This window comes from Aliiroseovarius sp. (assembly GCF_030148435.1).
In the GTDB taxonomy this organism is placed as follows: domain Bacteria; phylum Pseudomonadota; class Alphaproteobacteria; order Rhodobacterales; family Rhodobacteraceae; genus JASBTN01.
The window spans coordinates 160,795-186,965 of record NZ_JASBTN010000081.1; the positions used below are offsets into that span (position 1 = coordinate 160,795).

Annotated in this window: 26 protein-coding genes and 1 tRNA gene; 13 read left to right on the top strand and 14 right to left on the bottom strand. The window is 64.8% G+C overall.

Going from position 1 to position 26,171, the window contains the following annotated elements:
- Positions 1-14: 14 nt before the first annotated feature.
- From Q1V43_RS15545 to Q1V43_RS15570, 6 genes are all read left to right on the top strand, one after another.
- Positions 15-842: a ChaN family lipoprotein gene (locus tag Q1V43_RS15545; protein ID WP_300519972.1), complete on the top strand. Its 828-nt coding sequence runs from the start codon at positions 15-17 to the stop codon at positions 840-842.
- Between the two features lie 108 nt (positions 843-950).
- A complete protein-coding gene (gene coaBC, locus Q1V43_RS15550; RefSeq protein WP_300519975.1) occupies positions 951-2,150 on the top strand; it encodes a bifunctional phosphopantothenoylcysteine decarboxylase/phosphopantothenate--cysteine ligase CoaBC in 1,200 nt (399 codons plus the stop codon).
- Between the two features lie 41 nt (positions 2,151-2,191).
- Positions 2,192-2,656 (top strand): dUTP diphosphatase, encoded by a 465-nt coding sequence (dut, locus tag Q1V43_RS15555; RefSeq protein WP_300519978.1) that lies wholly within the window; start codon positions 2,192-2,194, stop codon positions 2,654-2,656.
- Positions 2,657-2,677: 21 nt separating this feature from the next.
- Complete coding sequence (gene moeB, locus Q1V43_RS15560) at positions 2,678-3,712, top strand: molybdopterin-synthase adenylyltransferase MoeB (protein WP_300519981.1); 1,035 nt, start codon at positions 2,678-2,680, stop codon at positions 3,710-3,712.
- Positions 3,709-3,894, top strand: a complete 186-nt coding sequence (locus tag Q1V43_RS15565) for a hypothetical protein (protein ID WP_300519984.1) — start codon at positions 3,709-3,711, stop codon at positions 3,892-3,894. Before moeB ends, Q1V43_RS15565 begins: the two co-directional genes overlap by 4 nt.
- A 15-nt stretch (positions 3,895-3,909) precedes the next feature.
- Positions 3,910-4,182 (top strand): GNAT family N-acetyltransferase, encoded by a 273-nt coding sequence (locus Q1V43_RS15570; protein ID WP_300520131.1) that lies wholly within the window; start codon positions 3,910-3,912, stop codon positions 4,180-4,182.
- 223 nt (positions 4,183-4,405) lie between these two features.
- On the opposite strand, the gene Q1V43_RS15575 is transcribed toward Q1V43_RS15570, so the two are convergent.
- A complete protein-coding gene (locus Q1V43_RS15575; protein ID WP_300519986.1) occupies positions 4,406-5,614 on the bottom strand; it encodes a PLP-dependent aspartate aminotransferase family protein in 1,209 nt (402 codons plus the stop codon).
- 112 nt (positions 5,615-5,726) lie between these two features.
- Here Q1V43_RS15575 and Q1V43_RS15580 point away from each other — a divergent pair, with 112 nt between their 5' ends.
- A complete protein-coding gene (locus tag Q1V43_RS15580) occupies positions 5,727-7,751 on the top strand; it encodes a M3 family metallopeptidase (protein ID WP_300519988.1) in 2,025 nt (674 codons plus the stop codon).
- Positions 7,752-7,995: 244 nt separating this feature from the next.
- Here the strand turns inward: Q1V43_RS15580 and Q1V43_RS15585 are convergent, their stop codons facing one another.
- Genes Q1V43_RS15585 through Q1V43_RS15595 form a run of 3 tightly spaced genes read right to left on the bottom strand, consistent with a single transcriptional unit; the run spans position 7,996 to position 10,442 of the window.
- Positions 7,996-8,910 (bottom strand): cation diffusion facilitator family transporter, encoded by a 915-nt coding sequence (locus Q1V43_RS15585; protein ID WP_300519991.1) that lies wholly within the window; start codon positions 8,908-8,910, stop codon positions 7,996-7,998.
- Positions 8,911-8,948: 38 nt separating this feature from the next.
- Complete coding sequence (locus Q1V43_RS15590) at positions 8,949-9,938, bottom strand: hypothetical protein (RefSeq protein WP_300519994.1); 990 nt, start codon at positions 9,936-9,938, stop codon at positions 8,949-8,951.
- The gene (locus Q1V43_RS15595; protein ID WP_300519996.1) at positions 9,939-10,442 is read right to left on the bottom strand and encodes an SH3 domain-containing protein; all 504 of its coding nucleotides are present in this window, start codon (positions 10,440-10,442) and stop codon (positions 9,939-9,941) included.
- A gap of 151 nt (positions 10,443-10,593) precedes the next feature.
- Here Q1V43_RS15595 and Q1V43_RS15600 point away from each other — a divergent pair, with 151 nt between their 5' ends.
- From Q1V43_RS15600 to Q1V43_RS15620, 5 genes are all read left to right on the top strand, one after another.
- Entirely contained in the window at positions 10,594-11,580 is a 987-nt protein-coding gene (locus Q1V43_RS15600) for a D-glycerate dehydrogenase (protein ID WP_300519998.1), read from the top strand.
- A 239-nt stretch (positions 11,581-11,819) separates the two neighbouring features.
- Positions 11,820-12,266 (top strand): hypothetical protein, encoded by a 447-nt coding sequence (locus Q1V43_RS15605; protein ID WP_300520000.1) that lies wholly within the window; start codon positions 11,820-11,822, stop codon positions 12,264-12,266.
- 56 nt (positions 12,267-12,322) lie between these two features.
- Positions 12,323-12,988, top strand: coding sequence for a hypothetical protein (locus Q1V43_RS15610; RefSeq protein WP_300520003.1), 666 nt, complete (start codon positions 12,323-12,325; stop codon positions 12,986-12,988).
- 211 nt (positions 12,989-13,199) lie between these two features.
- Positions 13,200-15,704, top strand: coding sequence for an FAD-dependent oxidoreductase (locus Q1V43_RS15615; RefSeq protein ID WP_300520005.1), 2,505 nt, complete (start codon positions 13,200-13,202; stop codon positions 15,702-15,704).
- 230 nt (positions 15,705-15,934) lie between these two features.
- A complete protein-coding gene (locus Q1V43_RS15620; protein WP_300520007.1) occupies positions 15,935-16,678 on the top strand; it encodes a 1-(5-phosphoribosyl)-5-[(5-phosphoribosylamino)methylideneamino] imidazole-4-carboxamide isomerase in 744 nt (247 codons plus the stop codon).
- Positions 16,679-16,747: 69 nt separating this feature from the next.
- Here Q1V43_RS15620 and Q1V43_RS15625 read toward each other — a convergent pair whose 3' ends face one another.
- The gene (locus tag Q1V43_RS15625) at positions 16,748-17,338 is read right to left on the bottom strand and encodes a phosphohydrolase (RefSeq protein ID WP_300520010.1); all 591 of its coding nucleotides are present in this window, start codon (positions 17,336-17,338) and stop codon (positions 16,748-16,750) included.
- A 95-nt stretch (positions 17,339-17,433) separates the two neighbouring features.
- On the opposite strand from Q1V43_RS15625, the gene Q1V43_RS15630 reads away from it, so the two are divergent.
- On the top strand, positions 17,434-18,279 hold the full coding sequence (locus Q1V43_RS15630; RefSeq protein ID WP_300520013.1) for a LysR family transcriptional regulator: 846 nt from the start codon (positions 17,434-17,436) through the stop codon (positions 18,277-18,279).
- Here the strand turns inward: Q1V43_RS15630 and Q1V43_RS15635 are convergent.
- From Q1V43_RS15635 to mreC, 9 genes are all read right to left on the bottom strand, one after another.
- Positions 18,237-18,593, bottom strand: coding sequence for a carboxymuconolactone decarboxylase family protein (locus Q1V43_RS15635; RefSeq protein WP_300520015.1), 357 nt, complete (start codon positions 18,591-18,593; stop codon positions 18,237-18,239). The two genes, Q1V43_RS15630 and Q1V43_RS15635, sit on opposite strands and share 43 nt — an antisense overlap.
- A gap of 199 nt (positions 18,594-18,792) precedes the next feature.
- Complete coding sequence (locus Q1V43_RS15640; protein ID WP_300520018.1) at positions 18,793-19,851, bottom strand: SH3 domain-containing protein; 1,059 nt, start codon at positions 19,849-19,851, stop codon at positions 18,793-18,795.
- Between the two features lie 179 nt (positions 19,852-20,030).
- Positions 20,031-20,106, bottom strand: a tRNA-Ala gene (locus tag Q1V43_RS15645).
- 53 nt (positions 20,107-20,159) lie between these two features.
- Positions 20,160-20,606: a thioredoxin TrxC gene (gene trxC, locus Q1V43_RS15650; protein ID WP_300520021.1), complete on the bottom strand. Its 447-nt coding sequence runs from the start codon at positions 20,604-20,606 to the stop codon at positions 20,160-20,162.
- 71 nt (positions 20,607-20,677) lie between these two features.
- Positions 20,678-21,607, bottom strand: coding sequence for a glyoxylate/hydroxypyruvate reductase A (locus Q1V43_RS15655; RefSeq protein WP_300520025.1), 930 nt, complete (start codon positions 21,605-21,607; stop codon positions 20,678-20,680).
- Positions 21,608-21,614: 7 nt separating this feature from the next.
- Entirely contained in the window at positions 21,615-22,760 is a 1,146-nt protein-coding gene (rodA, locus tag Q1V43_RS15660; protein ID WP_300520028.1) for a rod shape-determining protein RodA, read from the bottom strand.
- Positions 22,757-24,700, bottom strand: a complete 1,944-nt coding sequence (mrdA, locus tag Q1V43_RS15665; RefSeq protein WP_300520031.1) for a penicillin-binding protein 2 — start codon at positions 24,698-24,700, stop codon at positions 22,757-22,759. Before mrdA ends, rodA begins: the two co-directional genes overlap by 4 nt.
- On the bottom strand, positions 24,697-25,242 hold the full coding sequence (locus tag Q1V43_RS15670; RefSeq protein ID WP_300520034.1) for a rod shape-determining protein MreD: 546 nt from the start codon (positions 25,240-25,242) through the stop codon (positions 24,697-24,699). The genes mrdA and Q1V43_RS15670 overlap by 4 nt, the downstream gene beginning before the upstream one ends.
- Positions 25,239-26,153 (bottom strand): rod shape-determining protein MreC, encoded by a 915-nt coding sequence (mreC, locus tag Q1V43_RS15675; protein WP_300520037.1) that lies wholly within the window; start codon positions 26,151-26,153, stop codon positions 25,239-25,241. The genes Q1V43_RS15670 and mreC overlap by 4 nt, the downstream gene beginning before the upstream one ends.
- Between the last annotated feature and the right edge of the window lie 18 nt (positions 26,154-26,171).

Here is a 26,171-nt window from a genome sequence, read left to right on the forward strand (position 1 = left end):
GGCAGGCTTTGCGTATGAAAACGGTTTTGTCAGGTTGGATGATCGGGGTCGGGGTGGTGATGGCTACGCCTGCGGCCTGGGGTGCAGGCGAGGGCAAGAATGTCGTGCCGGACGCCGCTTTGCAGGCGGATGTGATCATCCTGGGCGAGACCCACGACAATCCGGCGCACCATCAGGTTCAGGCGGGTTGGGTGACAGCCTTGAAGCCGAAGGCTCTGGTATTCGAAATGCTGACAGAGGCGCAGGCGGCCGCGGATGCGCCGGAGCTTCGTTCCGATCAGGCGGCGCTGGGGGCAGCGTTGGGCTGGGCAGACAGCGGCTGGCCGGATTTCGCCATGTATTATCCGATCCTTGCTGCCAGCGACGCACCCATCTACGGCGCTGCCGTCCCGCGCGAAACGGTGCAGGCGGCCTTTGACGGCGATGTGATGGCCCTGTTTGGGGAAGGCGCCGCAGCCTACGGTCTGGCCGACCCCTTGCCCGAAGCGCAGCTGTCCGCACGTCTGGACCTGCAATTCGATGCCCATTGCAAGGCGATGCCGCGCGAGGCGCTGGGAGGAATGATCGAGGTCCAGCGGTTGCGAGATGCGAACCTGGCCCGCGCCGTGGTGCGCGCATTGGACGAGGTCGGTCCACCGGTGGCGGTGATAACCGGCAACGGCCACGCGCGGCGGGACTGGGGCGTACCGTCCTATCTGGCGCGGGTGGCGCCGGAGCTTTCGGTCTTTGTCCTGGGGCAATCCGAGGACGCCGTGATGCCGGATGGGGGCTTTGACCTGGTGCTGGATGCGCCGGCAGTGGAGCGCCCGGACCCCTGCGAGGTATTTCTGAACCGCGAATAGGGGTTTCGCGGCCCGGCCCTTACCCCGTTGCGCCGGGAAGGCCCCTTTGGGTTGCAGTTTGCGCGCCTACTTCGTAACACTCGGGTCTGACACCGAAAGGGGGCGCATATGCTCGCAGGCAAACGCATTCTTCTGATCATCGGCGGCGGGATCGCGGCGTTCAAATCGCTGGACCTGATCCGGCGGCTACGCGAGCGGGGGGCGTCGGTGGTGCCGGTCATCACAAGGGCGGGGCAGGAATTCGTGACCCCGCTGAGCGCCTCGGGTCTGGCCGCCGAGAAAGCCTATACCGAGCTGTTCGACCTGACCGATGAAGCCGAGATGGGTCATATCGAGCTGTCGCGCGCCGCCGATCTGGTGGTGGTGGCCCCGGCCACGGCGGACCTTCTGGGCAAGATGGCGGGGGGGCTGGCAAATGACCTGGCCTCGACCCTGCTGATGGCGACCGACAAGCGGGTGCTGGTGGCACCAGCGATGAACGTGCGCATGTGGGAGCATCCGGCCTGTCAGCGCAATGTTGCGACCCTGAAGGGCGATGGCGTGCTGTTTGTCGGCCCGAGCGAGGGCGACATGGCCTGTGGCGAATACGGGCCCGGGCGCATGTCGGAACCGCTGGAGATTGTCGCTGCGGTCGAAGTGGCATTGGCCGAAGGGCCGCTCAGCGGCAAGCATGTGCTGGTAACATCCGGCCCCACCCATGAGCCGATAGACCCGGTGCGCTATATCGCCAACCGGTCTTCCGGCGCGCAGGGCTCGGCGATTGCATCCGCGCTGGCGGCATTGGGGGCGGATGTGACCTTTGTGACCGGCCCGGCCGATGTGCCGCCGCCCTCGGGGGTCACGGTGGTCAGGGTTCAGACCGCCCGCGAAATGCTGGAGGCGGTACAGGGTGCCTTGCCTGCGGATGCCGGGATCTTTGCCGCGGCTGTGGCCGACTGGCGCGTGTCCTCGGAAAGCGGGTCGAAGATCAAGAAGGATGGCAAGGGCAGCCTTCCGGTTCTGGAGTTTGCCGAGAACCCGGATATTCTGGCCACGGTCAGCCGGATGGGTGAAGATCGCCCCGGGCTGGTCGTTGGCTTCGCCGCCGAGACCGATGACGTGATTGCCCACGCCACCGCCAAACGCGCCCGCAAGGGCTGTGACTGGATCGTTGCCAATGACGTGAGCCCGGAGACGGGCATCATGGGCGGGACCGAGAACGCCGTGACCGTGATCGATGAAGAAGGCGCCGAGGAATGGCCGCGCATGGGCAAGGACGAGGTTGCGCGCAAGCTGGCCGCGCGGGTGGCCGAGGCCTTGGCGCAGTAGATTTCTTGCCTCCGGCGGGGATATTTGGGGAAAGATGAAAGATGCCTGTCATTCGCTTGATCTGGGACGAGGGCGCGGATCAGACCCTGCCGTTGCCGAGCTATGAAACACCGGGATCGGCGGGCGCGGACCTGCGGGCGAACCTGTCCGAAGCGGACCGGGAGACGGGGATCACACTGGCCCCGATGGAGCGGCGACTCATCCCGACCGGGCTCAGGGTCGAAATCCCCGAAGGGTTCGAGATGCAGATCCGGCCGCGCTCGGGCCTGGCGTTGAAACACGGGATTTCCCTGCCCAATACGCCCGGTACGATCGACAGCGATTATCGTGGACCCCTGGGGGTGATCTTGATCAATCTCAGTGCAGAGCCCTTCACCGTGGGCCATGGTGAGCGCGTTGCCCAGGCCGTGATCACCCCCGTGGTGCAGGCCGGGTTCAACGTCGTGGAGACGCTGGGCGAGACCGGGCGCGGAGCCGGGGGCTTTGGGTCAACCGGTCGCAAATAGGGCCGAAAATAGGAGCGAGACATGCTGTGGGTTCTGGCCATCTTGGCACTGATCTGGGGGTTGGGCTGGGCCTTTGACATGCCCCGCGCGCGGCTGTGGTTCCTGACCGGCATCGTCCTGGTCGCGGTGCTGGCGATCCATGCGACCCTGCCGGTGAACAACCCGCTGGTGGTGGCGATCGGCGGCACCCTGGGCGGCTGGCTGGTGGTAATCGGGGCGGTGGCAGTGGGGGGGCTCTATGGGCGCGGGGTGGCCTGGTTGAAGGCACACGCGCCCGAGGCCCCGAAGCCCGAAGAAGGTCCGTTCACCGACACCGAACTCAACCGCTATGCGCGTCACATCGTGTTGCGCGAAGTCGGCGGGCCGGGCCAGTTGGCGATGAAAAACGCCAAGGTGCTGGTGGTGGGGGCAGGCGGGTTGGGCAGCCCGGCGCTTCTGTACCTGGCCGCTGCCGGGATCGGCACCATCGGGGTGGTGGATGATGACGAGGTCGACAACTCGAACCTGCAACGCCAGGTGATCCACCGCGATCGGGACATCGGCACCCCCAAGGTGTTTTCCGCCGAACGCGCGATGAAGGCGCAGAACCCGGCCATCGAGGTGCGGCCCTACAACCGCCGTCTGGACGAGGAAAGCGCCGAGGCGATCATCGCCGAATATGACCTGGTCCTGGAGGGCACGGACAATTTTGCCACCCGCTACCTGGTGAACCGCGTTGCCGCCAGACTGGGCAAACCGGTAATCGGCGCGGCGCTGAGCCAGTGGGAAGGGCAGATCTCAACATTTGACCCCGCCAAGGGCGCGCCCTGTTACCAATGCGTCTTCCCGGAAGCCCCCGCGCCGGGGCTTGCCCCGTCCTGTTCCGAGGCCGGCGTGGTCGGCCCGTTGCCCGGCGTCATGGGCTCGATGATGGCGGTCGAGGTGGTCAAGGAACTGTCCCGGGCGGGCGAAGGCCTGCGCGGCCGCATGCTGATCTATGACGCCATGTATGGCGATGTGCGGGTTATCCGGACGAAAAGGCGAGAGGACTGCCCGGTCTGCGGGAACGCTGCGTGAAGATCGTTTTACGGCCCCTGCGGGTCGGGGATGCCGACACGCTCTGGCAATTCGAGATCGAAAACCGCGCCTGGTTCGAACGCTGGGTCGGGCCACGTCCCGACACCTATTGGAAGCTGGGATCGCTGAGGAAGATCGTCGAGGCAAAGCAGGCGGAAACCGACGCGATGTACCCGGTCTGAGAAGGCGCGCCCCTTCTGGGCCGGGTAAACCTGGCCGGGATCGATGGCGGAGTCGCACAGTTGGGATACCGCATAGGTGAGGCATATGTCGGGCGCGGCGTGGCCTCGGTTGCCGTGGCGCTGGCGCTCGACGAGGCCCGCGCGCGGGGTCACTGGGCAGTGGAGGCGCGGGTGGCATCGGGCAATCCGGCCTCGATCCGGGTTCTGGAAAAGACCGGGTTTTACCGGACCGGTGCTGCGCAGGTCGGTGAACTGGACATGGCCCTTTACAGTTGCGACCTCGATTGACAGGCAAACGGCCCGGTTCCCGGCACTGCGAAGCTCGAAACTCTTGTGGGCACCCCGTCGCTCCGGGCACCGTTCACCTTTATCTTGCAAAAATATCCTGGGGTGAGCGCGCGAGCGCGAGGGGCAAAGCCCCTCCACCCGTTTTGCCTGGCAAAACGGGCCTGGCCCAACAGGTGCCAAGCCGAGGGCGCAGGCGGCTGGCGGGAGCCCGCATTGGCTCTGTTCACAGCACCCGGTCGAGGTCCGCGATCAGGTCTTCTGCATCCTCCAACCCCACGGACAGGCGGAAAATCCCATCCCCGGCATAGGCGCGATACGCCTCCAGCGCCGCCCCCTCCAGACGAAACGAGCTTTCCATCAGACCTTCGGTCGGCATCCAGAACACCAGGGACCGGTGATGGCCCAGCGACACGGCATAGTGGATCACTTCGAGCCGCTCCATCATGCGTTCGGCCAACGCTTCCCCCTTGGCCGCATCCCCGACCTGAAAGGACAGCATGCCCGAAAAATTCGTCATCTGGGCCCGCGCCAGCCCATACTGCGGATGTGAGGCCAGACCGGGGTAGATCACCTGGCTCACCCGCGGGTCGGCCTCCAACCAGCCAGCGACCGTCATGGCCCCGGCCTCATGCGCCCGCATGCGCAGGGGCAGGGTCGCGGCCCCACGGGCAATCAGCCAGGCATTGAAGGGCGACAGGATACCGCCATGGTGGATCGAGGCCTCGCCACGCATTTTGGCCACCAGCTCGCGCGAGCCCGCCACCGCGCCACCCACCGCGTCGCCATGGCCGCCAATGTATTTGGTGATCGAATGCATCACCAGGTCCACGCCGAACTCTGCCGGCCGGGTGCCGATGGGGGAAGCGAAGGTGCTGTCCACCGACATGATCGCCCCGGCGTCATGCGCCAGCTTCGCCACCGCCGCCAGGTCGGTCAGCCGCCCGATCGGATTCACCGGGGTTTCGGCATGAACCAGCCTGGTGTTTGGGCGCAGCGCCCCGGCCACCGCCTCCGGGTCCGACATGTTCACCACCGTGGCCTCGATCCCCAGACGGGGCAGGGTGTCGCGCACCAGTTCGGCCACGCCGGCATAAGACACATCCGAGACCAGCACATGATCCCCCGCCGACAGGAAGGTAAAGAATATTGCGCTGGCGGCCGCCATGCCCGAGGCGGTGCAGAGGCAGGCCTCGACCCCTTCCAGCGTGGCAATCTTGCGTTCCAGCATGTCCACGGTCGGGTTGCCCCAGCGCGCATAAAGCCAAGGGGCATCTTCGGGGATGTCATGGGCGGAAAAGCCCGCGGCTTCTTCGACCACGAAGGTCGATGACATGTGCAAGGGTGGCGCCGAAGCCTTGGTCGCCGGGTCGGGAGCTTCGCCCGCGTGAATGGCGGTGGTCATCGGGCCCATGGGGCGGTTCGGCTGGGACATGGCGGAAACTCCTTTGCGCCGAGGAAACGCGCGCTGCTCGACGAAGTCCAGCCCGTTTGCGTATGGACATGTCGCAATCCGTCCCTAGGTTGCATCTGCAAAGGAGACCCGCATGACCAACCCGCTTCTGTCCGCCTGGGACACGCAATTCGACCTGCCGCCCTTCGGCGCGATCACGGACGAGGATTTCGCACCCGCTTTCGAGGCCGCCCTGGCCGAGGCGCGCGGCAATCTGGCTGCCATTGCCGACAATCCCGAAGCGCCCACATTCGCCAATACGATCGAGGCGCTGGAACGGGCGGATGCCACGCTGAACCGGGTGCTGGGGGTATTTTACAATTTGGCCGGGGCGGATTCGACGCCCAGACGGGAAGAGTTGCAACGTGCCTTCTCGCCGAAACTCGCCGCCTATGCTGCCGAGATTTCGATGAATGCGCAGCTTTTCAAACGCGTTGAAACACTGTGGCTTTCGCGCGATGACCTGGCCCTGTCTGCGGAACAGGCCCGCGTTCTGATGCTGACACGGCGTGGCTTCGTCCGGGCAGGCGCGTTGCTGCAGGGGCAGGATCGCGACCGGTACAAGCAGGTTCAGGAACGCCTCGCGGTGCTCGGCACCGAATTCATGCAGAACCTGCTGGCCGACGAACGCGACTGGCATATGGAAATTTCAGGCGAGGATCTGGACGGTCTTCCCGATTTCGTGCTCGACACCGCCCGCGCCGCCGGGGCCGAAAAGGGGGCGGACAGCCCGGTCGTGACCCTCTCGCGTTCGCTGATTACCCCGTTTTTGCAATTCTCGCCCCGCCGCGACCTGCGCCAAACCGCCTTTGAGGCCTATACCGCGCGCGGCGCCAATGGGGGCGAGACAGACAACCGCGCCATCGCCACCGAAATCCTGTCGCTGCGCGAGACCCGCGCGCGGCTCCTGGGCTATGACAGTTTCGCCCAGTTCAAGCTCGAAACCGAGATGGCCGGCCATCCCGATCGGGTGCGCGATCTGCTGATGGAAGTCTGGGAACCGGCCAGGGCCGCCGCGCTGAAGGATGCGGCCACCATGACCCGGATGCTGCATGCCGACGGTTACAACGGCGATCTGGAGCCCTGGGACTGGCACTACTACGCCGAGCGTCGCCGCCAGCAGGAACACGATCTGGACGAGGCGGAACTGAAACCCTACCTGCAGCTCGACCGCATGATCGAAGCTGCCTTCAGCGTGGCCAACCGCCTGTTCGGGCTGGAGTTCACACCCCTGGAGGTCCCGCTTTATCACGAGGACGCCCGCGCCTGGGAGGTGACGCGCGACGGTCGGCACCAGGCGGTGTTCGTGGGGGATTACTTCGCGCGCGGCTCGAAGCGGTCCGGTGCCTGGTGTTCGGCCATGCGCAGCCAGCAGAAGCTCGACGGCGATATTCGCCCCATCGTGGTCAATGTCTGCAACTTTGCCAAGGCCGAGGCGGGCAAACCGGCGCTGCTGTCCTGGGACGACGCGCGCACGCTGTTTCACGAATTCGGCCACGCGCTGCACCAGATGTTGTCCAACGTGACTTACGAGTCGATCTCGGGCACCTCGGTGGCGCGCGATTTCGTCGAGCTGCCAAGCCAGCTTTACGAACATTGGCTGGAAGTGCCCGAGGTGCTGGGCGAGTTCGCCACCCATGCCGAGACCGGCGCGGCGATGCCGAAACCGATGCTGGACCGGCTGCTGGCGGCGGCCACCCATGACATGGGGTTCCAGACGGTTGAATTCGTGGCCTCGGCCCTTGTCGACCTGTCCTTCCACGACGGGGCGGCGCCCACCGACCCGATGCAGGCCCAGGCCGAAGTGTTGGAGGCCATCGGCATGCCGAAAGCCATCCGCATGCGCCATGCCACGCCGCATTTCGCCCATGTCTTTGCAGGCGACGGGTATTCCTCGGGCTATTACAGCTACATGTGGTCGGAGGTGATGGATGCCGACGCCTTCGAGGCGTTTCTGGACGCGGGTGATCCCTTCCACGCCGAGACCGCGCGGCTGCTGGAAAAACACATCCTGTCGGCCGGCGGTTCGGTGGAGGCCGAAGACCTCTATCGTGCCTTCCGCGGCCGTCTGCCGGGCGTCGAGGCGCTCTTGAAAGGCAGGGGGCTCGCCGCGGCATGACCTGAAAACCCCGGCCCGGCTCCCACCCTCGGTCGGAACTGCGGCGGGGCGGCCGGGCGCCACCCCGCTACGCCGCGTCGGGCAAGCCCCCCCTGTTCTTTATCTTGCCAAAAATATCCTGGGGTGAGCGCGTCAGCGCGAGGGGCAAAGCCCCTTCGCCCGTTTTGCACAGCAAAACGGGCCACGCCCAACCAACGACAAGCCCCACAGGGGCGCAGGCGCTGGGCGGGTGCGCCCCATTGCCTTATTGCGGCGCGCGCGAAGGGTCTTCCGGATGCGGCAGCACCCCGACCGGATCCTTGTGCAACATGACATCCGTTTGCGGATAGGCGCGCAAAATGGCGCGGCGCAGGGCGGCGCCGGTGGCGTGGGCCTCGTCCAGGCTTTGCGCGCCGTCCAGTTCGATATGCATGTTGACGAACACCTTGCTGCCGGCGCGCCGAGTCTTGAGGTCGTGATACCCGTATACGCCCGGCCAGCCGTGGGCAATTGCCTCGATCCCGGCGATCATCTCGGGGTCGGCGGCGCGGTCCATCAGCCCGTCCCAGGCGGTCTTGAAGATCCGAAGCGCACCGACCGCCAGCAGGATGGCCGCGCCGATGGCCACGGCGCTGTCGATTGCTTCCATCTGGAACCAGCTCGCCGCCCAGAGCGACAGGATTGCGCCGATGTTCGGGATGAGGTCGCCCAGGTAATGCAGGCTGTCCGCCTTGACCACCGCCGACCCGGTGCGCGCGGCCACGAAGCGTTGCCACAGCACCAGCGACAGGGTCAGCACGATCGAGGTGCCCATGACGATGATGCCCTTGCCATGGGCCATGATGGGGGCGGGTTCGCCGGACCAGAGCCGTGTCACGGCGGCAAAGGCAATGATGCCGGCGGAAACCAGGATGAACAGGCTCTGCCCCAGCGCCGCCAGGTCCTCGGCCGACGTATGGCCGAAAGTGTGGTCGTCGTCGGCGGGGCGCGCGGCGTACCAGATCGCCGCCAGGGCGCCCAATGACACCATCAGGTCCATCGCCGAATCCGCCAGGGACGCCGCCACGGACAAGGCATTGGTTTCGCCAAGGGCCCAGAGTTTCAGCAGCACCAGCGTCGCGGCGACGGAGGCCGAGGCGATCCCGGCGGAAAGGTTCATGCGTGTGCGTGTGTCGGCCATGGCACTGCGCTATCCGATTCCCTGCCCGGCTCGCAAGGTCACAGCAGTGCCTTCTCGCGGATCCGTGCCCAGGCGCGCGTCTCGACCCCCTCCTTCGCCGGTTCCAGGCAGCGCTGGCCCAGGTACCAGTAAAAGAACCTGGCGAAGGGAAACTCCGCCATCGCCTCCGGTCCGAAGCTCAATGCCTCGCGCAGGTCCGACACCCGCCGTGCGGTCAGGGTGGCTTGCCAGTAGTCCACCTTGCCGCAAGTCACCACCGCGCAGCGCTGCATCAGGGCCTCGAACCCCACTGCCGAGGTCTGAGTGACCACCAGATCCGACGCCTCGATCAGGTCATGTACCGAGGCTTCGGACAGTTTCACGTTCGGATAGTCCCGCGTGATGTCCATGATGGTGCGGCGGGCAGGTTTCGATGTTGCCGGGTGCAGCTTTACATAGATCAATGCCTCGCGATCATGTTCGGCGCAGGTGCGGATCATCTCTTCGGTGGTCAGATGGTGGAGCCGCTCGCCCGGCCTGTCCTCGATCTCCTGGCAGAACACGGTCGCCCGTGCGCCTTGCAGAGGCGCATGCACGCGCACTTCCTGCGGCCGGCCGGAGATATTTTCGCGCAGCATGTAGCCCGAGACCCCGTCGAAGAAATAGCGCGCCTTGCCCGGGTCCACCCGGTCCGCGCAGAATCCCCCGAACCGCAGGGAACTGTGGGCGCGCAGGCCCAACTCGTCCAGGTGCCAGAAGCCCCAGATGTAGCTGGGTTGAACATGCAGCGTCCGTGGCGCATAGCCCGGCGCGTCGGCGCAGATCAGGCGGATGTCCTCGGGGCGGCGGTCCAATTCGGCGGCCTCGCGGCTGCCGTGAGCGACCAGCAGCATGGGCCAGCCTTCCCTGGCGGCCTTTGCTTCGAGCTTGCGAAACAGGTCGAGATGCCCCTCGGCGATACGCTCCAGCCAGCCCGCGTCGGCATGGATGACGATGGCCCGCCCGACCCTCAGCCTCCGTGCGCCCCGGGGGGAGTCTATCAGGTCCATCTAGTGGATTACCTCGTCTGTACGAACCCCCCAGAACGCGGATTTTGGCGCCCAGCCCTTTTGCCCGTCAGCGCGCAACAGGCACCAGTCGGTGGCACATTCCTCGACCCGCGCAATGACCCCGGCTTCGAGATAGGCATTGACCCGCGTCGATGAATCGGGGCGCTGGAAAAGCGCAGTAAGGTCGGTTTCTATGATCACCGTGCGCGCGCCGGACAGAAGCGAATAGTGCATCCAGCCGCCGACGCCGTCGCGGTCGCGGACCTGGCGCCAGTGGCCAAATTCTCCGATGATCTCCAGGGGCATGCCCGGTGCCGTGAACACCCAGTCGATCCGGTGGGTCAGCGATGGGCCACGGCGCACATTGCCCTCGTCGGTCTTCAGGGAAACATAGCGCGGGATCGGCAGGTTTGTGACCGAGCCGCGCTCCTCGTTCTTTGCCGCAAGCGCAGGCAGGCCGTACACCACCATGCATCCGGCCAGAATTGCCCCGATCAACCGCATGCGGCCCCCTTCGTCCACCCGACGTAATTCACCTGACAGCCCTCGAACGTCATTCTTTTCTTTCTGCACGTGCGTTGGTGCTTGTGCAGCATCGCGTTCCTTGCCAGTTTGTCACCGTGAGCCGAGAAAGAAAAGAAGAAGGGAGGGCAGCATGGCCCCTGAACGTCTGAGTGTTGTCGTGACGCGACGGTTGCCGGAACCGGTCGAGACCCGGATGAAGGAGCTCTTCGACGTCGAGCTGCGAGAGGACGACACGCCGATGTCGCGCGACGAACTGCTCGGTGCGATGAAACGGGCCGATGTGCTGGTGCCCACCCTGACCGACCAGATCGACCAGAGCATGCTGGCGGCGGCCGGTGGCAAGCTGAAACTGATCGCCAACTACGGCGCGGGCGTCGACCATATCGACATTCATACGGCGCGGCAGCGCGGCGTTCTGGTGTCGAACACGCCCGGCGTGTCGGCGGATGATACGGCGGATATGGCCCTTGCGCTGATCCTGGCCGTGACCCGCCGTTTCCCGGAAGGCATCCGCCTGATGTCCGAAGGCAAGTGGGAGGGCTGGTCGCCCTCGGGCATGTTGGGCCACCGCATCCAGGGGCGCCGTCTGGGTATCCTGGGCATGGGGCGCATCGGTCAGGCCGTGGCCGCCCGCGCCAAAGCTTTCGGCATGCAGGTGCATTACCACAACCGCAAGCGCCTTCACGCGGAAATCGAAGAGCGCTACGAGGCGACATATTGGGAAAGCCTCGACCAGATGGTGGCGCGCATGGACGTGCTGTCGATCAACTGCCCGCATACGCCCTCGACCTTCCACCTGATGAACGCGCGCCGTTTGAAGCTGATGAAGCCGGATGCGGTGATCGTGAACACCTCGCGCGGAGAAGTGATCGACGAGAACGCGTTGACCCGCATGCTGCGCGCGGGCGAGATCTCCGGCGCCGGGCTCGACGTCTATGAACACGGGGCCGAGATCAACCCGCGTCTGCGCGACCTGCCCAGCGTCGTGGCGCTGCCACATATGGGCTCGGCCACGCATGAAGGCCGGATCGAGATGGGCGAGAAGGTGATCATCAACATCAAGACCTTCGCCGACGGCCACCGTCCACCGGACCAGGTGGTGCCGGGAATGCTGTGAGTCTCCGACGCCCATCCGAAGGCACAAAGTCACGCCGAGTCTGGAACCTGGCGGATCGGCTGACAGCCGAATTTGGGCGTCCAGCTGGACGTGCCGAAGTTTGCGGTCACCCCGAGGTTTCGGACATACTGCACAAAACCGTTTCCACGCAATATGGGGCGTGGAAACGCGCCTCCCATCCCGAGTTGTCCGGGCGTCGGTATGACCCGGGAAATGAAGAAAAACACACAGGCTGGCCTTTGAATGAGGTGCCGCCCTCTGGCGGGAAGGAACTGCTCCGCGATACGGAGTACAAGTGGGACATTCTGTTGAAGAACGGGTTTTCCTATCTGGGCGATTGGGAGGAAGATGGCGCGGGGGAAATGCGTCTGGAGCGTCAAGCCCCGGATGCGCCGGGAGTTTACGCATTCGTGGTTGGCGAAGAGGTAGTCTATGTCGGAAAGACCTCTCGCACTCTTAGGGCGCGCATGGCCGACTATCGTCGTGGGCACTACCGCCAGCGGACCAGCGCGGCAGTGAAACGGCAGATTGGCGAGGTTTTGAGGCAGGGCACAGGTGTCCGCGTTCTGGTGGCCACCCCTCCGGATGGGCTTTGGAATGGGTTGCCGATAGTCACTCTGCACGGGCTGGAGGCGGGCCTCATCCAGCTGTTGACCCCGCTGTGGAACAGGCAGGGCAAAGGCTGACTCGCCCGCTTTGGCGGGGTCTTGCTTTTTCGGGGGGCGTGCCGAAAGCTGGGCGCATGGCGCGCCTGTTTCATCTGCCCGTGATTTGTCTGTCCGTTGCCGCCTGCGCCCGTGGGCTGGCACCGGGCGAGGCCGATTTCGCCCGGGTGCTGTTCGGTGACAGTCTGGACCAGGGGCGCGTCGTGATACAGGCCGGGCTCGGGCTGACACCGCCGCCCGGAGACCCGGAGCCTGAGGCATCGGGCGAAGACCCGGCCCCCCCGCCGAACCGCCCCCCTGAAGGCATCTGCACCCGCGAGCCCAGCCCGCGCGAAGGGCTCCAATGGCCGGCCGGCATGGTGCTGTGGAACCAGATCTTTCTGAAACGCGACGTCTACCGTTCCGACATGATGGCCGGCTGGCCCCGCGTCGTGCCGCTGCCACAGGCGCTGCTGATGGCACATGAGCTGGTACATGTCTGGCAATGGCAGAACCGCGCGCGTACCGACTATGACCCGGCGACCTCCGGCGCGGAAACCGTACGCAGCCGCGACCCCTATTGGTACGCGCCCGAGGCGGACCGCGCCTTTCTGACCTACGGGTTCGAGCAACAGGCGGCCATGATCGAGGATTACGTCTGCTACACGATGTTCGACCCCCGCGCGCCGCGCCGCGCCGCACTGCGCACCCTGATCGACCCGGTGCTGCCGCTGGACGGATTCGACGCGCGGCTGGGGCGGTAAGTGGCTCGCCCGACGGGCGTGTACACGCTCTTGATTCTTGCCGCTTCAAGCCGGCCTCCGCCGTGCACGGGCCGCAATTGCCTGCGGGAAACCGACGCGGGTAGTCGTTTTTTCGCGAATTAGCGTCGGGCTGGTTTTGCGCGGGCCCCGGCAATGCGCCATGTTTGATCAGCACAAAATTTCCGACACTGTTTCCCCAAGGGAGTCGTCCATGAAAACCAATGTCAAAGCGCTTGTCGTCGGCGGGGGTGCCGTCGGGGCCTCGATCGCCTATCACCTGGCCAAGGCGGGCTGGGATGACGTCATGCTGATCGAGCGTGACGAGTTGACCGCCGGGTCGACCTGGCACGCCGCGGGCCTGCTGCCGCTGTTCAACATGTCCTATGCGACGACCCATATCCACGACTATTCGGTCAAGTTCTACAAGCAGCTTGAAGAAGAGACCGGCCTGAATGCGGGCTTCGCCGTGGTCGGCAACCTGCGCATGGCGCAGACGGATGAGCGTATGGATGAATACATGCTCTATGCCTCGACCGCGGACACCGTGGGTATCAACTATGAGTTCCTGAGCCCGGACCAGATCAAGGAACGCTGGCCGCTGATCAAGACAGACGACCTGAAAGGCGCGCTGTATCACACCGAGGACGGCTATATTAACCCCGCCGACGTAACCCAGGCCATGGCCAAGGGTGCGCGCCAGCACGGCGCCGAGATCGTGCGCAAGCTGCAGGCCGATGCGTTCCACTGGAACGGCACCCACTGGGAAGTGACCTGCACAAAGATGGTCGAAAAGGGCGGCAACCTGGTCGAAAGCGACGAGCAGGTGGTGATCACCGCGGAACATGTCGTGACCGCTTCGGGCAACCACGCACAGCGAACTGCAAAGATGCTGGGCATCAAGATGCCGGCGATCCCGGTTGAACACACGTTCATCGTCATGGACAAGGACCCCGAACTGGTCAAATGGCGCGAAGCGGGCAACCCGGAACACCCCGTCGTGCGTGACGCCGACAACGAGAGCTATGCCCGCGAAGAGCGTGGCGGCTGGATCCTGGGCATCTATGAGCGCGGCGCGCCCGCGCGCTTCGAACATGGGGTGCCGGACAGCTTCCGCGCCGACCTGTTCCCGCTGGATCTGGACCGCATCGCCGATCAGTACATGGCGATGGCGGAACGTGTGCCCTCCTGCGCCGAAAGCGGGTTGAAGGACGATTTCAATGGTCCGATCTGCTACACCCCCGACGGCAACCCGCTGGTCGGCCCCGCGCCGGGCCTGCGCAACATGTGGCTGGCCGAGGGCTTCTCGTTCGGGATCACCGCAGCGGGCGGCACCGGCTATTACCTCGCTCAGATGATGGTCGATGGCGAGGCCGAGATCGACATGGCGTCGCTCGACCCCAAGCGGTATTCGTCCAACTGGATGACCACCGAATTCGCCGCGCGCAAGAACGAGGAGTGCTACGAGCACGTCTACATCCTGCACCACCCGGACGAAGAACGCCCGGCGGCCCGGCCGCTGCGCACCTCGCCCGCCTATGACCGTCAGGCCGCCAAGGGCGCGCAATTCGGCTGGGTCAACGGCTGGGAGCGTCCGAACTACTACGGCCCCGTGGATGCGCCCGCGAACTTTGACGAGGAAAGCCGTTCGTTCCGCCGTGGTGAGTGGTGGAAATACGCCGTGGAAGAAGCCAAGGCGATCCGCGAAGGTGTCGGCCTGATCGACGCCACCGCCTTCACCAAACATGTGGTCAAGGGCCCCGGCGCGACCCGGTTCCTGGATTGGTTTACCTGCAACAAGCTGCCGCGCGTGGGCCGGATCAACCTGACCTACGCCCTGACCAGCCACGGCACCACGCGCACGGAATACACCATCGTGCGCAATGGCGAGGACAACTACTACCTCGTCTCCGCCGGGGCCTGGACCGAATATGACGCCGACTTCCTGCGCAAGGCCGCCGAGGACAAGATGGAGGAATTCGGCTACATCGAGATCCAGGACGTGACCACCCAGTGGGGCGTTTTCGCCATCGCCGGACCCAAGTCGCGTGACGTTCTGAACGAGGTGATCGTGGATGCCGAGCCGTCCACTGCCCTGTCCAACAAGCGCTTCCCCTGGCTGTCGGCCAAGCAGATCGAGCTGGGCATGTGCCCGGTCAACGCGATCCGCGTGGCCTATACCGGCGAGCTGGGCTGGGAACTGCACCACCCGATCGAGATGCAGAACTACCTGTGGGATCTGCTGACCAAGGCTGGCGAAAAACACGGCATGAAACTGGTCGGCGCCCGCGCGCAGAACTGGCTGCGTCAGGAGAAGAGCTACCGCGCCTTTGGCACCGAGCTGGGCCGCGACGCGACCCCGCAAGAGGCCGACCTGCCGCGTTTCATCGATCTGGAAAAGGATTTCCACGGCAAGGAAGCGATGCTCGCCAAGGGCATTCGTTCCAAATGCGTGACCCTGTTGATCGACGGGCCGGACGATGCTGACCCCTGGGGCCGCGAAGCCCTGTTCGACGGTGACACCAAGGTGGGGCGACTGACCTCCGGCGGCTACTCGGTGCATTTCGGCAAGTCGATCGGTATGGGCTATGTCTCGCCCGAGCTGGCAAATGTCGGGCAGAAACTGAAAGTGAAACTGCAAAACCAGCTGTGGGATGCCGAGATCGTCGAGGACAGCCCCTATGATCCGACCAACGCGAACATCCGCGTGAACGGCTGATCCTGCCTAACCCTTGCGAAAAGCCCCGCCTCGGCGGGGCTTTTCCTGTTTTTGGACCGGCCGTGCTAGGCTGGGGGTTCAGGGAAATGCCAGCGCGATTCCCATGTTGACGTTGTTTGGGTCTTATTCAGCGTATCCGGTGTCGTTTTCGCCTGTGACGGCGACGCGGGAATCGCGCTTGCTGTGATCGGGTCGCAAGACCCGTGATGAACTCTATGAGGAGGGCCGAAATGATCATTTATCCCCTGATCGAACTGCAGGAAGGGCGCTGTGTCAGCCTGCATCGCGGACGGACGGAAGAGCCGCAGATCTGGCATGTGGATCCGGTGAAACGGGCCCAGGAATATGTCGAAGCCGGTGCCGAGGCGATCCACGTGACCGATTTTGATGCCATGTCCGGCGATCATCGCAATGACGAGTTGATCCTCGAAATCATCCGCGCCGTGCATGTCCCGGTGACGCTGGGCGGTGGTTTCCGCACGATGGAGCGCATCGAGGAATGGATCGACGCGGGGGCGGCGCGTATTGTCGTCGGCTCGGTTGCGGTCTATCAGCCCGACCTGGTCAAGGAAGCCGCGCTGCGCTACCCCGACCAGATCGTGCTGTCGGTCGATGTCTGGGAAGGCCACGTTGTGACCGATGCCTGGCGCAGCTCCTCGGCGATGGATCCGTCCACCTTCCTGAAAAGCTATGCCGCCGACCCGCTGGCAGCGATCGTGATCACCGATATCGGTGCCGACATCGGCGAGGCGCTGGACAGCCTGGCGCTGGTCACGCAGCTGGCCGGTGAAGCCAACGCCCCGGTCATCGCACGCGGCACCATTCGCGAGCTGGATGATGTGTCGCGCCTGAAATACGTGCCCTATGTCTCGGGCACGATCATCGGCCGGGCTCTGTTCGACCGCTCGATCGACCTTGGCGCAGCGCTGGATCTGGCCAGGCCCGAAGTCGAGGAACGTGCGGAGTTCGTCTGATCCCGCCGTACCGGAATGAAAGAAGGCGGGCTTTCGGGCCCGCCTTTCCTGTTTTCGACTGTTGCGCGATCACCCCTCGGCGGTTTCGTTCAATTCCATATGCCCCTCGCCCCTTGACAGCACGCGGCGCAGGATCGGTTCGAAAAAGGCAAGGTCTTTGGTCGGGTAATCCGGGTCGAAGGCGCATTGATCGTATTCGTGGCAGAAATAGCGGCAATCCTCCCAATATGGGCTGTCGCGATACTTGTCGCGCGCGTTGCGGTCCCCGCCCAGATGGTGGTTGTAATACCAGCCCTGAAAGACACAGTGGTGCTTCAGGATCCAGTGAGTGCGCGCGCTGACATAGGGTTTCATCATGGCCGCGGCCAGCTCGCCATGGTTGTAGGGCGACAGGATGTCGCCCACGTCATGCACCAGGGCGGCGACGATAATCTCATCCTCCGCGCCATCGGCCCAGGCGCGCGTCGCGGCTTGAAGGCAATGCTGGTACCGGTTCACCGGGTAGGGGGTCCAGTCCTCGTCCAGCGAGCGGATCGCATCGAGGATCCGGTCGGGCAGGGCGGCGTTATAATCCTCTTCGTAGGCCATCACCGCGGCCCAGTCGGCGGGCGTGGCCTCTTCGAAACTTGTCCATTTGGGTTTGTGGCTCTTGTCCAGCATGCGCGCGTCTCCTTGTTGCTCGGATCAGGATAGGTGCGTGGATGTGAGCAGAAAAGAGAATTGAATTGCTCGCTGTGATATAGAAAACTGCTCACATGCAAATTGACGCGCTTGAAACCTTTCTGGCCATTGCACGGGGGGGCAGTTTCCATGCTGCAGCCCGCGAGCAGAACGTGACGCAAACGGCCGTGTCCGCGCGCATTCGCACCCTGGAGCGGGCGCTGGGCGTCAGCCTGTTCGATCGCGGGCCCGCCGGGGCGCGGTTGAGCCCATCGGGGCAGCAGCTTCTGCCCCATGCCGAACAGATGTTGCGCAGTTGGGAGGCGGTGCAGAACGGACTTGCCGGCAACCGGGCTGCCTTGCGCCTGGGCACCCAGCTGTCGATCTGGGACGGGGTGCTGGTCGATCTGGCGGTGTGGTTGGAAAGGGCGCAGGGGCAAGTACCATTGACGCTGAACTTCGACCACAGCCTGGATATGGGAGAGGCCGTGCGCCAGGGGCTTCTGGACATCGCCCTGGCGCCCGAGCCCGTGCCGGGGCTGGGGGGCGAACGTCTGGCAGATGATGTGCTGGTCCTGGTCTCGGATCAGCCCCGCGCTTTGGGCGAGGGTGCGCCCCTGTTCATCAACCTCGAACTCGGCGCGGCCTATACCGCCGGGTGGCAGGCGGTGATCCCGGCAGAGGCGCGTCAGCATATCGTTTTGGGCTCGGCCCGGATGGGGCTGGATTATTTGCTGAAACGTGGGGGGATCGGCTATTTCCCCGCCGCCATGGTGGCCGGGGTGCGAGGGCTTTACCCCGTCGTGGGCGCCCCGGAACTGCACCTGCCCTGCCACGTGTTATTCGCGCGGCGTTCAGGGCAGATAGCGCCGGTTCTGACCGGCCTGGCCGCGCTTCGTCAGGCCGGGACGGCAGCGGCCCTGACCGAAAGCTCGTCGTAGCATTCCAGCGCCTTGGAGGCATACATCAGGCCCGGGCCGCCGCCCATCTGGATGCACATGCCCAGCACATCGGCGATCTCTTCGCGGGTGGCGCCAGCGCGGATCAGGGCGTCGATGTGGAACATGATGCAGGCCTCGCATCTGGTGGCGACGGCGATGCCCAGGGCGACGAATTCCTTGGTCTTGAAGTCGACCGCGCCACCTGCCTTCACCGCTTTGCCGATCCCCTGAAAAGCCGTGGTCGCCTCGGGGTTGGCGCCCTTCATCCCGCGCACCTGGTCTTTGAGGGCGACAAACTTGTCGTTCCAGCTCATCGCGTTGGTCCTTTCGCGTTGCAAATCACGCGAGAGCAAAAACACAGGGGGCGCAGGCGGGCCTTGACTAAAATCATGTCATTTGAAAATTGCCTGCAAGTCCGCGCCCGCCGTAACGGCACGTGGCGTCGCCCTGATAACAGACGGACGCGGGAGATAGGAAATCGCGACGTGCAATCACAAGGGCGTGGGATGAGGATCAGCCCTCCCAGGTTGTATAGCCGATACGCATGGTGCGACCGGAATACCCGTTCACGCGGAATTGGCTGATCCGCCCTTCGCTGGTCTTCACGCAGACATAGGTGCCGACGGTCAGCCGGCTCATGTTGACGGGCCGGTTCGAGAAGGCGCCGCGCCGGCAGCCGTCAAAGCCGCGATTGGACCCGTCGCCCAGAGCGATCTGCGCACCGTTGCGCGGCACCAGGCGCCGTGTGCTGCTGTTGATGACCCTGTACCAGAAATCCGCGCCCTCGGTGGTTACGTCCCCCTCGTCCAGATCGAACATCCATGTGCCATCGACCGAGAGCTGACCGGTGGAGTAGGTGCGCAAACGGGGGGGGACGGGGGCCGGTGGCGGTGTGGGATCTCCGCCTCCCCCCCACCAGGTGGTGTAGACCGCCAGGGATGAGATCCGGTTATCGGCCAGTGGGCCAAGCGTGGCCACGTCCGAGTTGACGACCCAGCAGAAGCCACGCTGGTTCGGCTCGGAACAGACCCGTGCGCGGGCGTCGCCTTCGATGCGGATGGCGCTGATCCGGTTGTTGAACCCGTTGTCCAGACGGTCGAACCGCCCGCCTCCCAGGCAGAAATGTGCACCGGAGAACCCGGCGCCGTCATAGAAACAAGCCAGATCCTCGCTTGGGGTGGGAAGCGGTTCGGCTGGTGGTTCCGGGCTTTCGCAGACGACGCTCAAACGAGGGCGATCGCTGTCGAAGGACAGCTCAAGGCGGCAATCGCGCCCGGCGCTGCTGTCCGCCGGGGCAACCTCCAGATAGCTCGAGCTGACCCAGCCGTTCGGCCCGTCCTGGTTCACATAGCACCAGCGGTCGCGCTGGCATTCGATCACCTCGACTCGTTCCCCTGCATCCAGAGTGTCGACGACACCGTAGCTGGTGCCAGGCCCGGTCCGCACGTTCAGATCGACGCGGGCGATGGCACCGGTCTCCTGGGCATCGGCGTTCTGGCCGAGCAGAGCAAGCCCGGCAGCCAATAGGGGTGCGGGCCCGAAATACCGTAAAAGTTGGGCAATCGGTCTCATGGATCCTCCCAATCCGGGAGCAGGGCGGTTGTCCCGGCCCCCAATCGCCATGGTTGAAACAAATCGATTTCCCCCAGCCTAACCCCGCCCCCATGGGGCCTGTCAAATGCCTCAGAAGGGCAAAGTGAAGGGAAAGCACAGGTGCGTTGCCCGGAGGTCTGACTGAAACGGAAAGATTTTGGTGGAGCCGATCGGGATCGAACCGACGACCTCGTCATTGCGAACGACGCGCTCTCCCAACTGAGCTACGGCCCCATCGGGGGGGTATTTGCCCCTGCGCGGCGGGGAAGTCAAGCGGTTGTCGCGACTTAGTGGGGCATTTTCGCGTTGGACTTGATGAAGGCCTCGATCGCGTGGGCGGGCATGGCCCCGGCCTGCCGCGCGACCTCGCGGCCATTCTGGTAGAGGATCAGCGCAGGGATGCCGCGAATGTTGTTTTTCTGCGAGACTTTGGGGTGGTCCTCGGTGTTGATCTTGGCGAAGCGGGCATGCGGCGCGAGGCTCTGTGCGGCCTGGGAAAAGGCCGGCGCCATGGCGCGGCAGGGACCGCACCAGGGGGCCCAGAAATCCACGAGCAGGGGCGTCTGATCCATCTTCGCGGCCTTGGCCAGGGTGGCCGGGTCCAGCGCGCGTACCTTGCCGTCATTCATCCGCCCGCCGCAGGTGCCGCATTTCGGACCAGCGCCCAGCTTGGCCACCGGCAAACGGTTCACCGCGCCACATTCGAGGCAGGTCATCTTTACGCTGTCGGACATGTGACGGCTCCGTTCCATATTTAATATCTGGTTTTTAGAATATAAGATGCCAGCGCGGCCCCGGCAAGGGGTCAATAGCCGGCTTTTCGATCCACGAGATACAGAAACGGTTCCCCCGCCTCACCGCGCCGAATATTCTCGGCAATCACCTTGGCCGCCGTGCCCGGGCGGGTTTCCGAGGCGATGTGCGGTGTGACCGTCACATTCGAATGCGCCCAATAGGGATGGTCGTCGGGCAGGGGCTCGATGCGGAAGACGTCCAGCGTGGCATGGGCGATATGCCCGGTGTTCAGCGCGTCCAGCAGGGCGTCGTCGTCAATCAGTTCCCCGCGTCCGGGGTTCACGATCCGTGCGCCCGTCGGCAGCATCGCAAGGCTGTGCGCGTTCAGGATGCTCTCGGTCGCGGGTGTCGCGGGCAGGAGCAGCACCAGGATGTCCGAATGCGCCAGAACCGCCTCCAGCCCGTCATCTCCATGGTGGCAGGTCACGCCCGCGACCGATTTGGGCGAGCGGCTCCAGCCCGCTACATCGAAGTTCAGCCCGGCCAGGGCCCGCGCGCAGGCCGTGCCCAATTCCCCCATGCCCAGCACGCCGATCCTGCGGTCGCGGGCCAGTGGCGGAATGTGCACCTGCCAGGCGGTATTCCGGCGGCAGATGTCCCGGTCCATGTCGAGGTGATAGCGCAACACATGACCGGCGACCCATTCCACCATGCCCTCGGCCAGACCCTCGTCGACCATGCGGGTCAGGGGCTGGGTCAGGCTGGTGTTGCCGACAATCTTTTCGACCCCGGCCCAGAGGCTCAGCACGCCTTTGGCGCGGGTAAAGGGGGCGAAATCGGCAACAGGCCCGTTCGGGGCGTAGATGATGTAATCGACCTCGGCCGGTGGCACATCGGTGGAAAGGTTTATGTCCAGGCCGGCCTGGGCAAAGGCCGCCCTCAGCGGTGCCTCGTAGGTCTCCCAGCGCTCCGGTCGGGCGGAGAACAGCACGTTGATCATCTAACCCTCACTTCTGTCTGGCCCTGTGCACATGGGCGCTTTGAACCAGTCCGAAGCCAAGCAGCAGCACCAGCATGGCCGAGCCGCCATAGCTGACCAGCGGCAGCGGCACGCCGACCACCGGGGCCAGCCCCATTACCATGGCCATGTTCACCGCGAAGAACAGGAAAAACGTCATCGCGATGCCCAGGATCAGCAGCGACGAGAACCGGTCGCGGTTCTGCAAGGCCGACACGACGCAGAAAAAGAGGATCAGCACATAGAGCGCCAGCAGGCTTGCCGCGCCCACGAAGCCGAACTCCTCGGCCAGCGTGGTGAAGATGAAATCCGTGTGTTTCTCGGGGATGAAGTTTAGCCGCGACTGTGTGCCCTGCATGAACCCCTTGCCGGTCCAGCCGCCGGAGCCCAGCGTGATCTTCGACTGGGTGATGTTGTAGCCCGCCCCCAGGGGATCGCTGGCCGGATCCAGAAACGTGTCGATCCGCCGGTACTGATAGTTGTTCAAAAGCTGCCATTCCGTGCCACGGGACAGGATCACCGCAGTGACCAGCCCGACGCCCCCGGTGATCACCACGGCGAAGTACCACAGGCTGACACCGGCCAGCAGCATGACGGTGCCTCCACCTGCCACCAGCAGGATCGAGGTGCCCAGGTCCGGCTGACGCAGCACCAGGGCGGTGGGGATCACGATCAGGATCAGCGGAAGGGCGACCCAGAGCGGGCGCGAGACCTTGCTGACGTCCAGCCAGTCGTAATAGGCTGCCAGAAGCATCACCATGGCGATCTTCATAAGCTCGGAGGGTTGCAGGCGCATGAAGCCCAGGTCGATCCAGCGCTGTGCGCCCATGCCGCTGGCGCCCACAAGTTCGACCAGAACCAGCAAGGCCAGCCCGACCAGATACGCCAGTCCCGCCATGTTACGCCAGAACCAGATCGGCACCATGGCGGTGATGAACATGAGCACCATGCCCAGGGCGAAACGCTCCATCTGCGGGCGGGCCCAGAGGTCGAAATTCCCCCCCGCGACCGAATAGAGCATCAGAAAGCCGACGCTGCTCACCGCCGAGACCAAGAGCACCAGCACCCAGTTGATATAGAGCACTTTGCGCAGCCCGGTGGGCACGTGTTTGACCTTGTATTCAAGGTAGCTCACGACCGGGCCCTCCCTTCCGTCGGAGCCTGCGGTTCGCGCAACTCGAGCTTCTCGAAACGCGACCGGATCGTACCGCGCTGCGAAGACGGGTAGGCGGAGAGAGGGGGCAGGGCGTCGTAGTGGGCTTGCAGCAGGATATCGCGCGCGATCGGGGCCGCGACTGTCGAGCCGCCTCCGCCATGTTCGACAACCACGGCCACGGCAATGCGGGGGGCGTCGAATGGCGCGTAGCAGACAAAGAGTGCGTGGTCGCGCCGACCCCAGGGCAGATCCTCGTTGCTGATCACGCCGCGCGCACGTTCGGCGGTGGTGATGTTGCGCACCTGGCTGGTGCCGGTCTTGCCTGCCATGCGCAGACCCTCGGCCACAATGCGCGAACTGCCCGCCGTGCCACGCGGCGCGTTCACCACTTCGAACATGCCGTCACGGGCGAGGGCGAGGTGCTCGGGGTTGATGCCTTCCAAGGGGGTGGCGCCGCGAACTGGGGTCTCAACCCCGTCCACCGACCGGATCAGGCGCGGTTCGATCGCATTGCCGGACGCAATACGTGCGGTCATCACCGCCAGTTCCAGCGGCGTTGTCAGCACGAAGCCCTGGCCGATCGCGGCGTTCAGGCTGTCGCCAACAACCCAATCGCCCTTGCCGCTTTCCAGCTTCCAGGCTTTGGTGGGCATGACCCCGCTGACAATTCCGGTCAGGGGCAGATCGTGCCGGGTCCCCAGGCCAAGACGCCGGCCCATCTCGGAAATCCGGTCAATGCCCACGCGTTGGGCCAGTTCGTAGTAATAGACATCACAGCTTTCGCGCAGCGATTTGATCAGGTCCGTACGCCCGTGACCCGACCGTTTCCAGCAGTGGAACCTGCGATCGTGCAACTCGATAAAACCGACGCAGTTGATCTGTTCTTCCGGAGTGATCAGCTCGGCTTCGAGCGCGGCCAGCACCGTGGCCATCTTGAAGGTCGAACCGGGCGGGTAGAGGCCGGAGGTGGATTTGTTGAAGAGCGGGCGATAGGGGTCTTCGTTCAACGCCTTGTAATCGCCGACCGAAATGCCGTGCACGAACTTGTTCGGGTCATAGGTCGGGGCCGATCCGAGCGCCAGGATGTCTCCCGTAACTGTGTCCATGACCACGGCAGCGGCGCTTTCGCCCGCCAGTCGCGCCTGCACGAAGTTCTGCAGCGCATGGTTTACTGTCAGCTGGACGTTGGCGCCCGCGATGCCTTCTTCGCGGTTGAGCTCGCGCATGATGCGGCCAAAGACGTTCTTTTCCACCTCCCGCGTGCCCGCCTTCCCGCGCAGGTCGCTTTCGGCCTTGTTCTCCACCCCGATCTTGCCGATCTGGAACCGTGGCAGGCGCAGCAGCGGATCCTGATCATCAAGCCGGTTGAGGTCATAGTCCGATACCCGCCCGACATAGCCCACCACGTGAGCGAAGTCAGTGTCCAGCGGGTAGACGCGGCTGAGGCCCACCTCTGGCCGGATGCCGGGCAGGGCGGGGGCGTTCACGGCCACGCGCGACAGCTCCTCCCAGGTGACGCGATCGGCGATGGTGATCGGGTCGGCGGGCTTGCGCCTGGCCTGTTCCAGCGCCTCAGCCAGGTCCGTGGAGTCGAGGCGCAAAAGGCGGCCCAGATGTTGGGTTACTGCCTCGGCATCGCCGACGTCCTCGCCGACCATGACCACGCGGTAGGTCTGTTCATTGCCTGCCAGAAGCACCCCCTTGCGGTCGAAGATCAGCCCGCGCGCGGGCGGGAGCAATTCGAAAGCGATGCGGTTTTCCTCGGCCAGCGTGCGATAGCGGTCGGCCTGATCGACCTGAAGGTAGCGCATGCGGCCCAGCAGCACCCCGGCAAAGCCCAGCTGGAGCCCGCCGACAAGCAGGCCCCGGCGCGAAATCAGGCGCACCGAGCGTTCGGTATCCTGGGGCGCGCGCCTCATGTCGCGGCCTGTCGGCGCATGGCTTCGGCCTCGGCTGCCGTGATGCGGCGCACACCGAACAGGCTGGCCGACAGCAGCACAACGAGCGGGTAGATGGCCACCGTCATGAGCAGGCGCATGACCGACAGCCCGACGCCGACCCGGTCGATGAAGAACAGGCCCAGAACCATGCGCTCGACCACCAGGACCGCGCTCAGGGCCACGGCGACCATGGCCCATTCCGCCGCGAAGGGCAGGTCGCGCATATGCGTCTCGCGGCGGCGCAGGAATTCAAACGCCAGCACGACCAGCGCAGTATGCAGGCCGGGCGGGCGCTGGAACAGCATGTCGGTCAAAAGCAGCACCATGGCGATCAGCAGGACCGGCACGTAGTCCGGCCGTCGCATCACCCAGGCCGCGCTCAGTGCCAGAATCACGTCGGGGCCGGGAAAACGGCTGGGGCCGGGTTCCAGCGGCAGAAGGCGGGCAAAGATCACCAACGAACAGAGCGCCAGCAGCAACAGGGCGTAAAGCCAGCGATGCAGGGTCAGCCGGTCGATCATCCGTCACCCTCCTCGGGCTCGGGGCCGGGAGCGGCGGGTTGGGGCGGTAGCGGGTTCGTGACTACAAGGGCACCGGGGTCGGTCACTGCTTCGGTCCCGTGGCTGCGCAGCACGCGCAGGAACTCCAGCCGTTCATAATCGGCCGCCAACCGCACCCGAAGGCGCCGGTCATTGCCCTGGGCCACGTGGCCGACCAGCAGGCCGGCGGGGAAGACGCCGCCGTCGCCGGAGCTGACCACCCGGTCGCCCGGGCGGACCAGGTCAGGCAATTCGATGAAGTCGATGGGTGGAAAGATGGTATTGTCCCCGACCATCAGGGCGCGTTGACCCGAGGGCTGAATCGTCACCGGAATGCGCGAGTTGGTATCGGTCAGCAGGATGACCCGGCTGGTCTGGTTGCCGACGCCGGAAATCCGGCCCACCAGGCCGATCCCGTCCATTGCCGCCCAGCCGTCCAGCACCCCGTCCCGTTTGCCGATGTTCAAGAGGACCGACTGGCGGAAAGGGGAGCCGCTATCGGCCAGCACCACGCCGGAAACGTAGGACAGGCGCGCATCCAGGCGCACGTTGTTCAGGTCCAGAAGGCGGGCGTTTTCCTGTTCGAGCTGGGTCGCGGCCTCTTTCCAGGCCTTCATCTGCTGAAGCTCGCGGCGCAGCTCCTGGTTCTGTTCGTAGATGCGCGCGTAGCTTTGGAAGCCCTCGATCATCTGGGACACCCTGGTGACAGGCACCAGCGCCCATTCGAAACTGGGCACCACCCGGTCTACCAGGTTTGCCCGCAGCCGTTCCACACGCGGGCTGTCGATACGCCAGAGCAGGAACAGGCCGATCAGGAACAGCATCAGAATCCCGACCAGAATGCGCCGGATCGGGCGGGTGTATTCTTCGCTCTGACCTCGGTCGCGTGCCATCGGGCCTCCCGCCGCGGA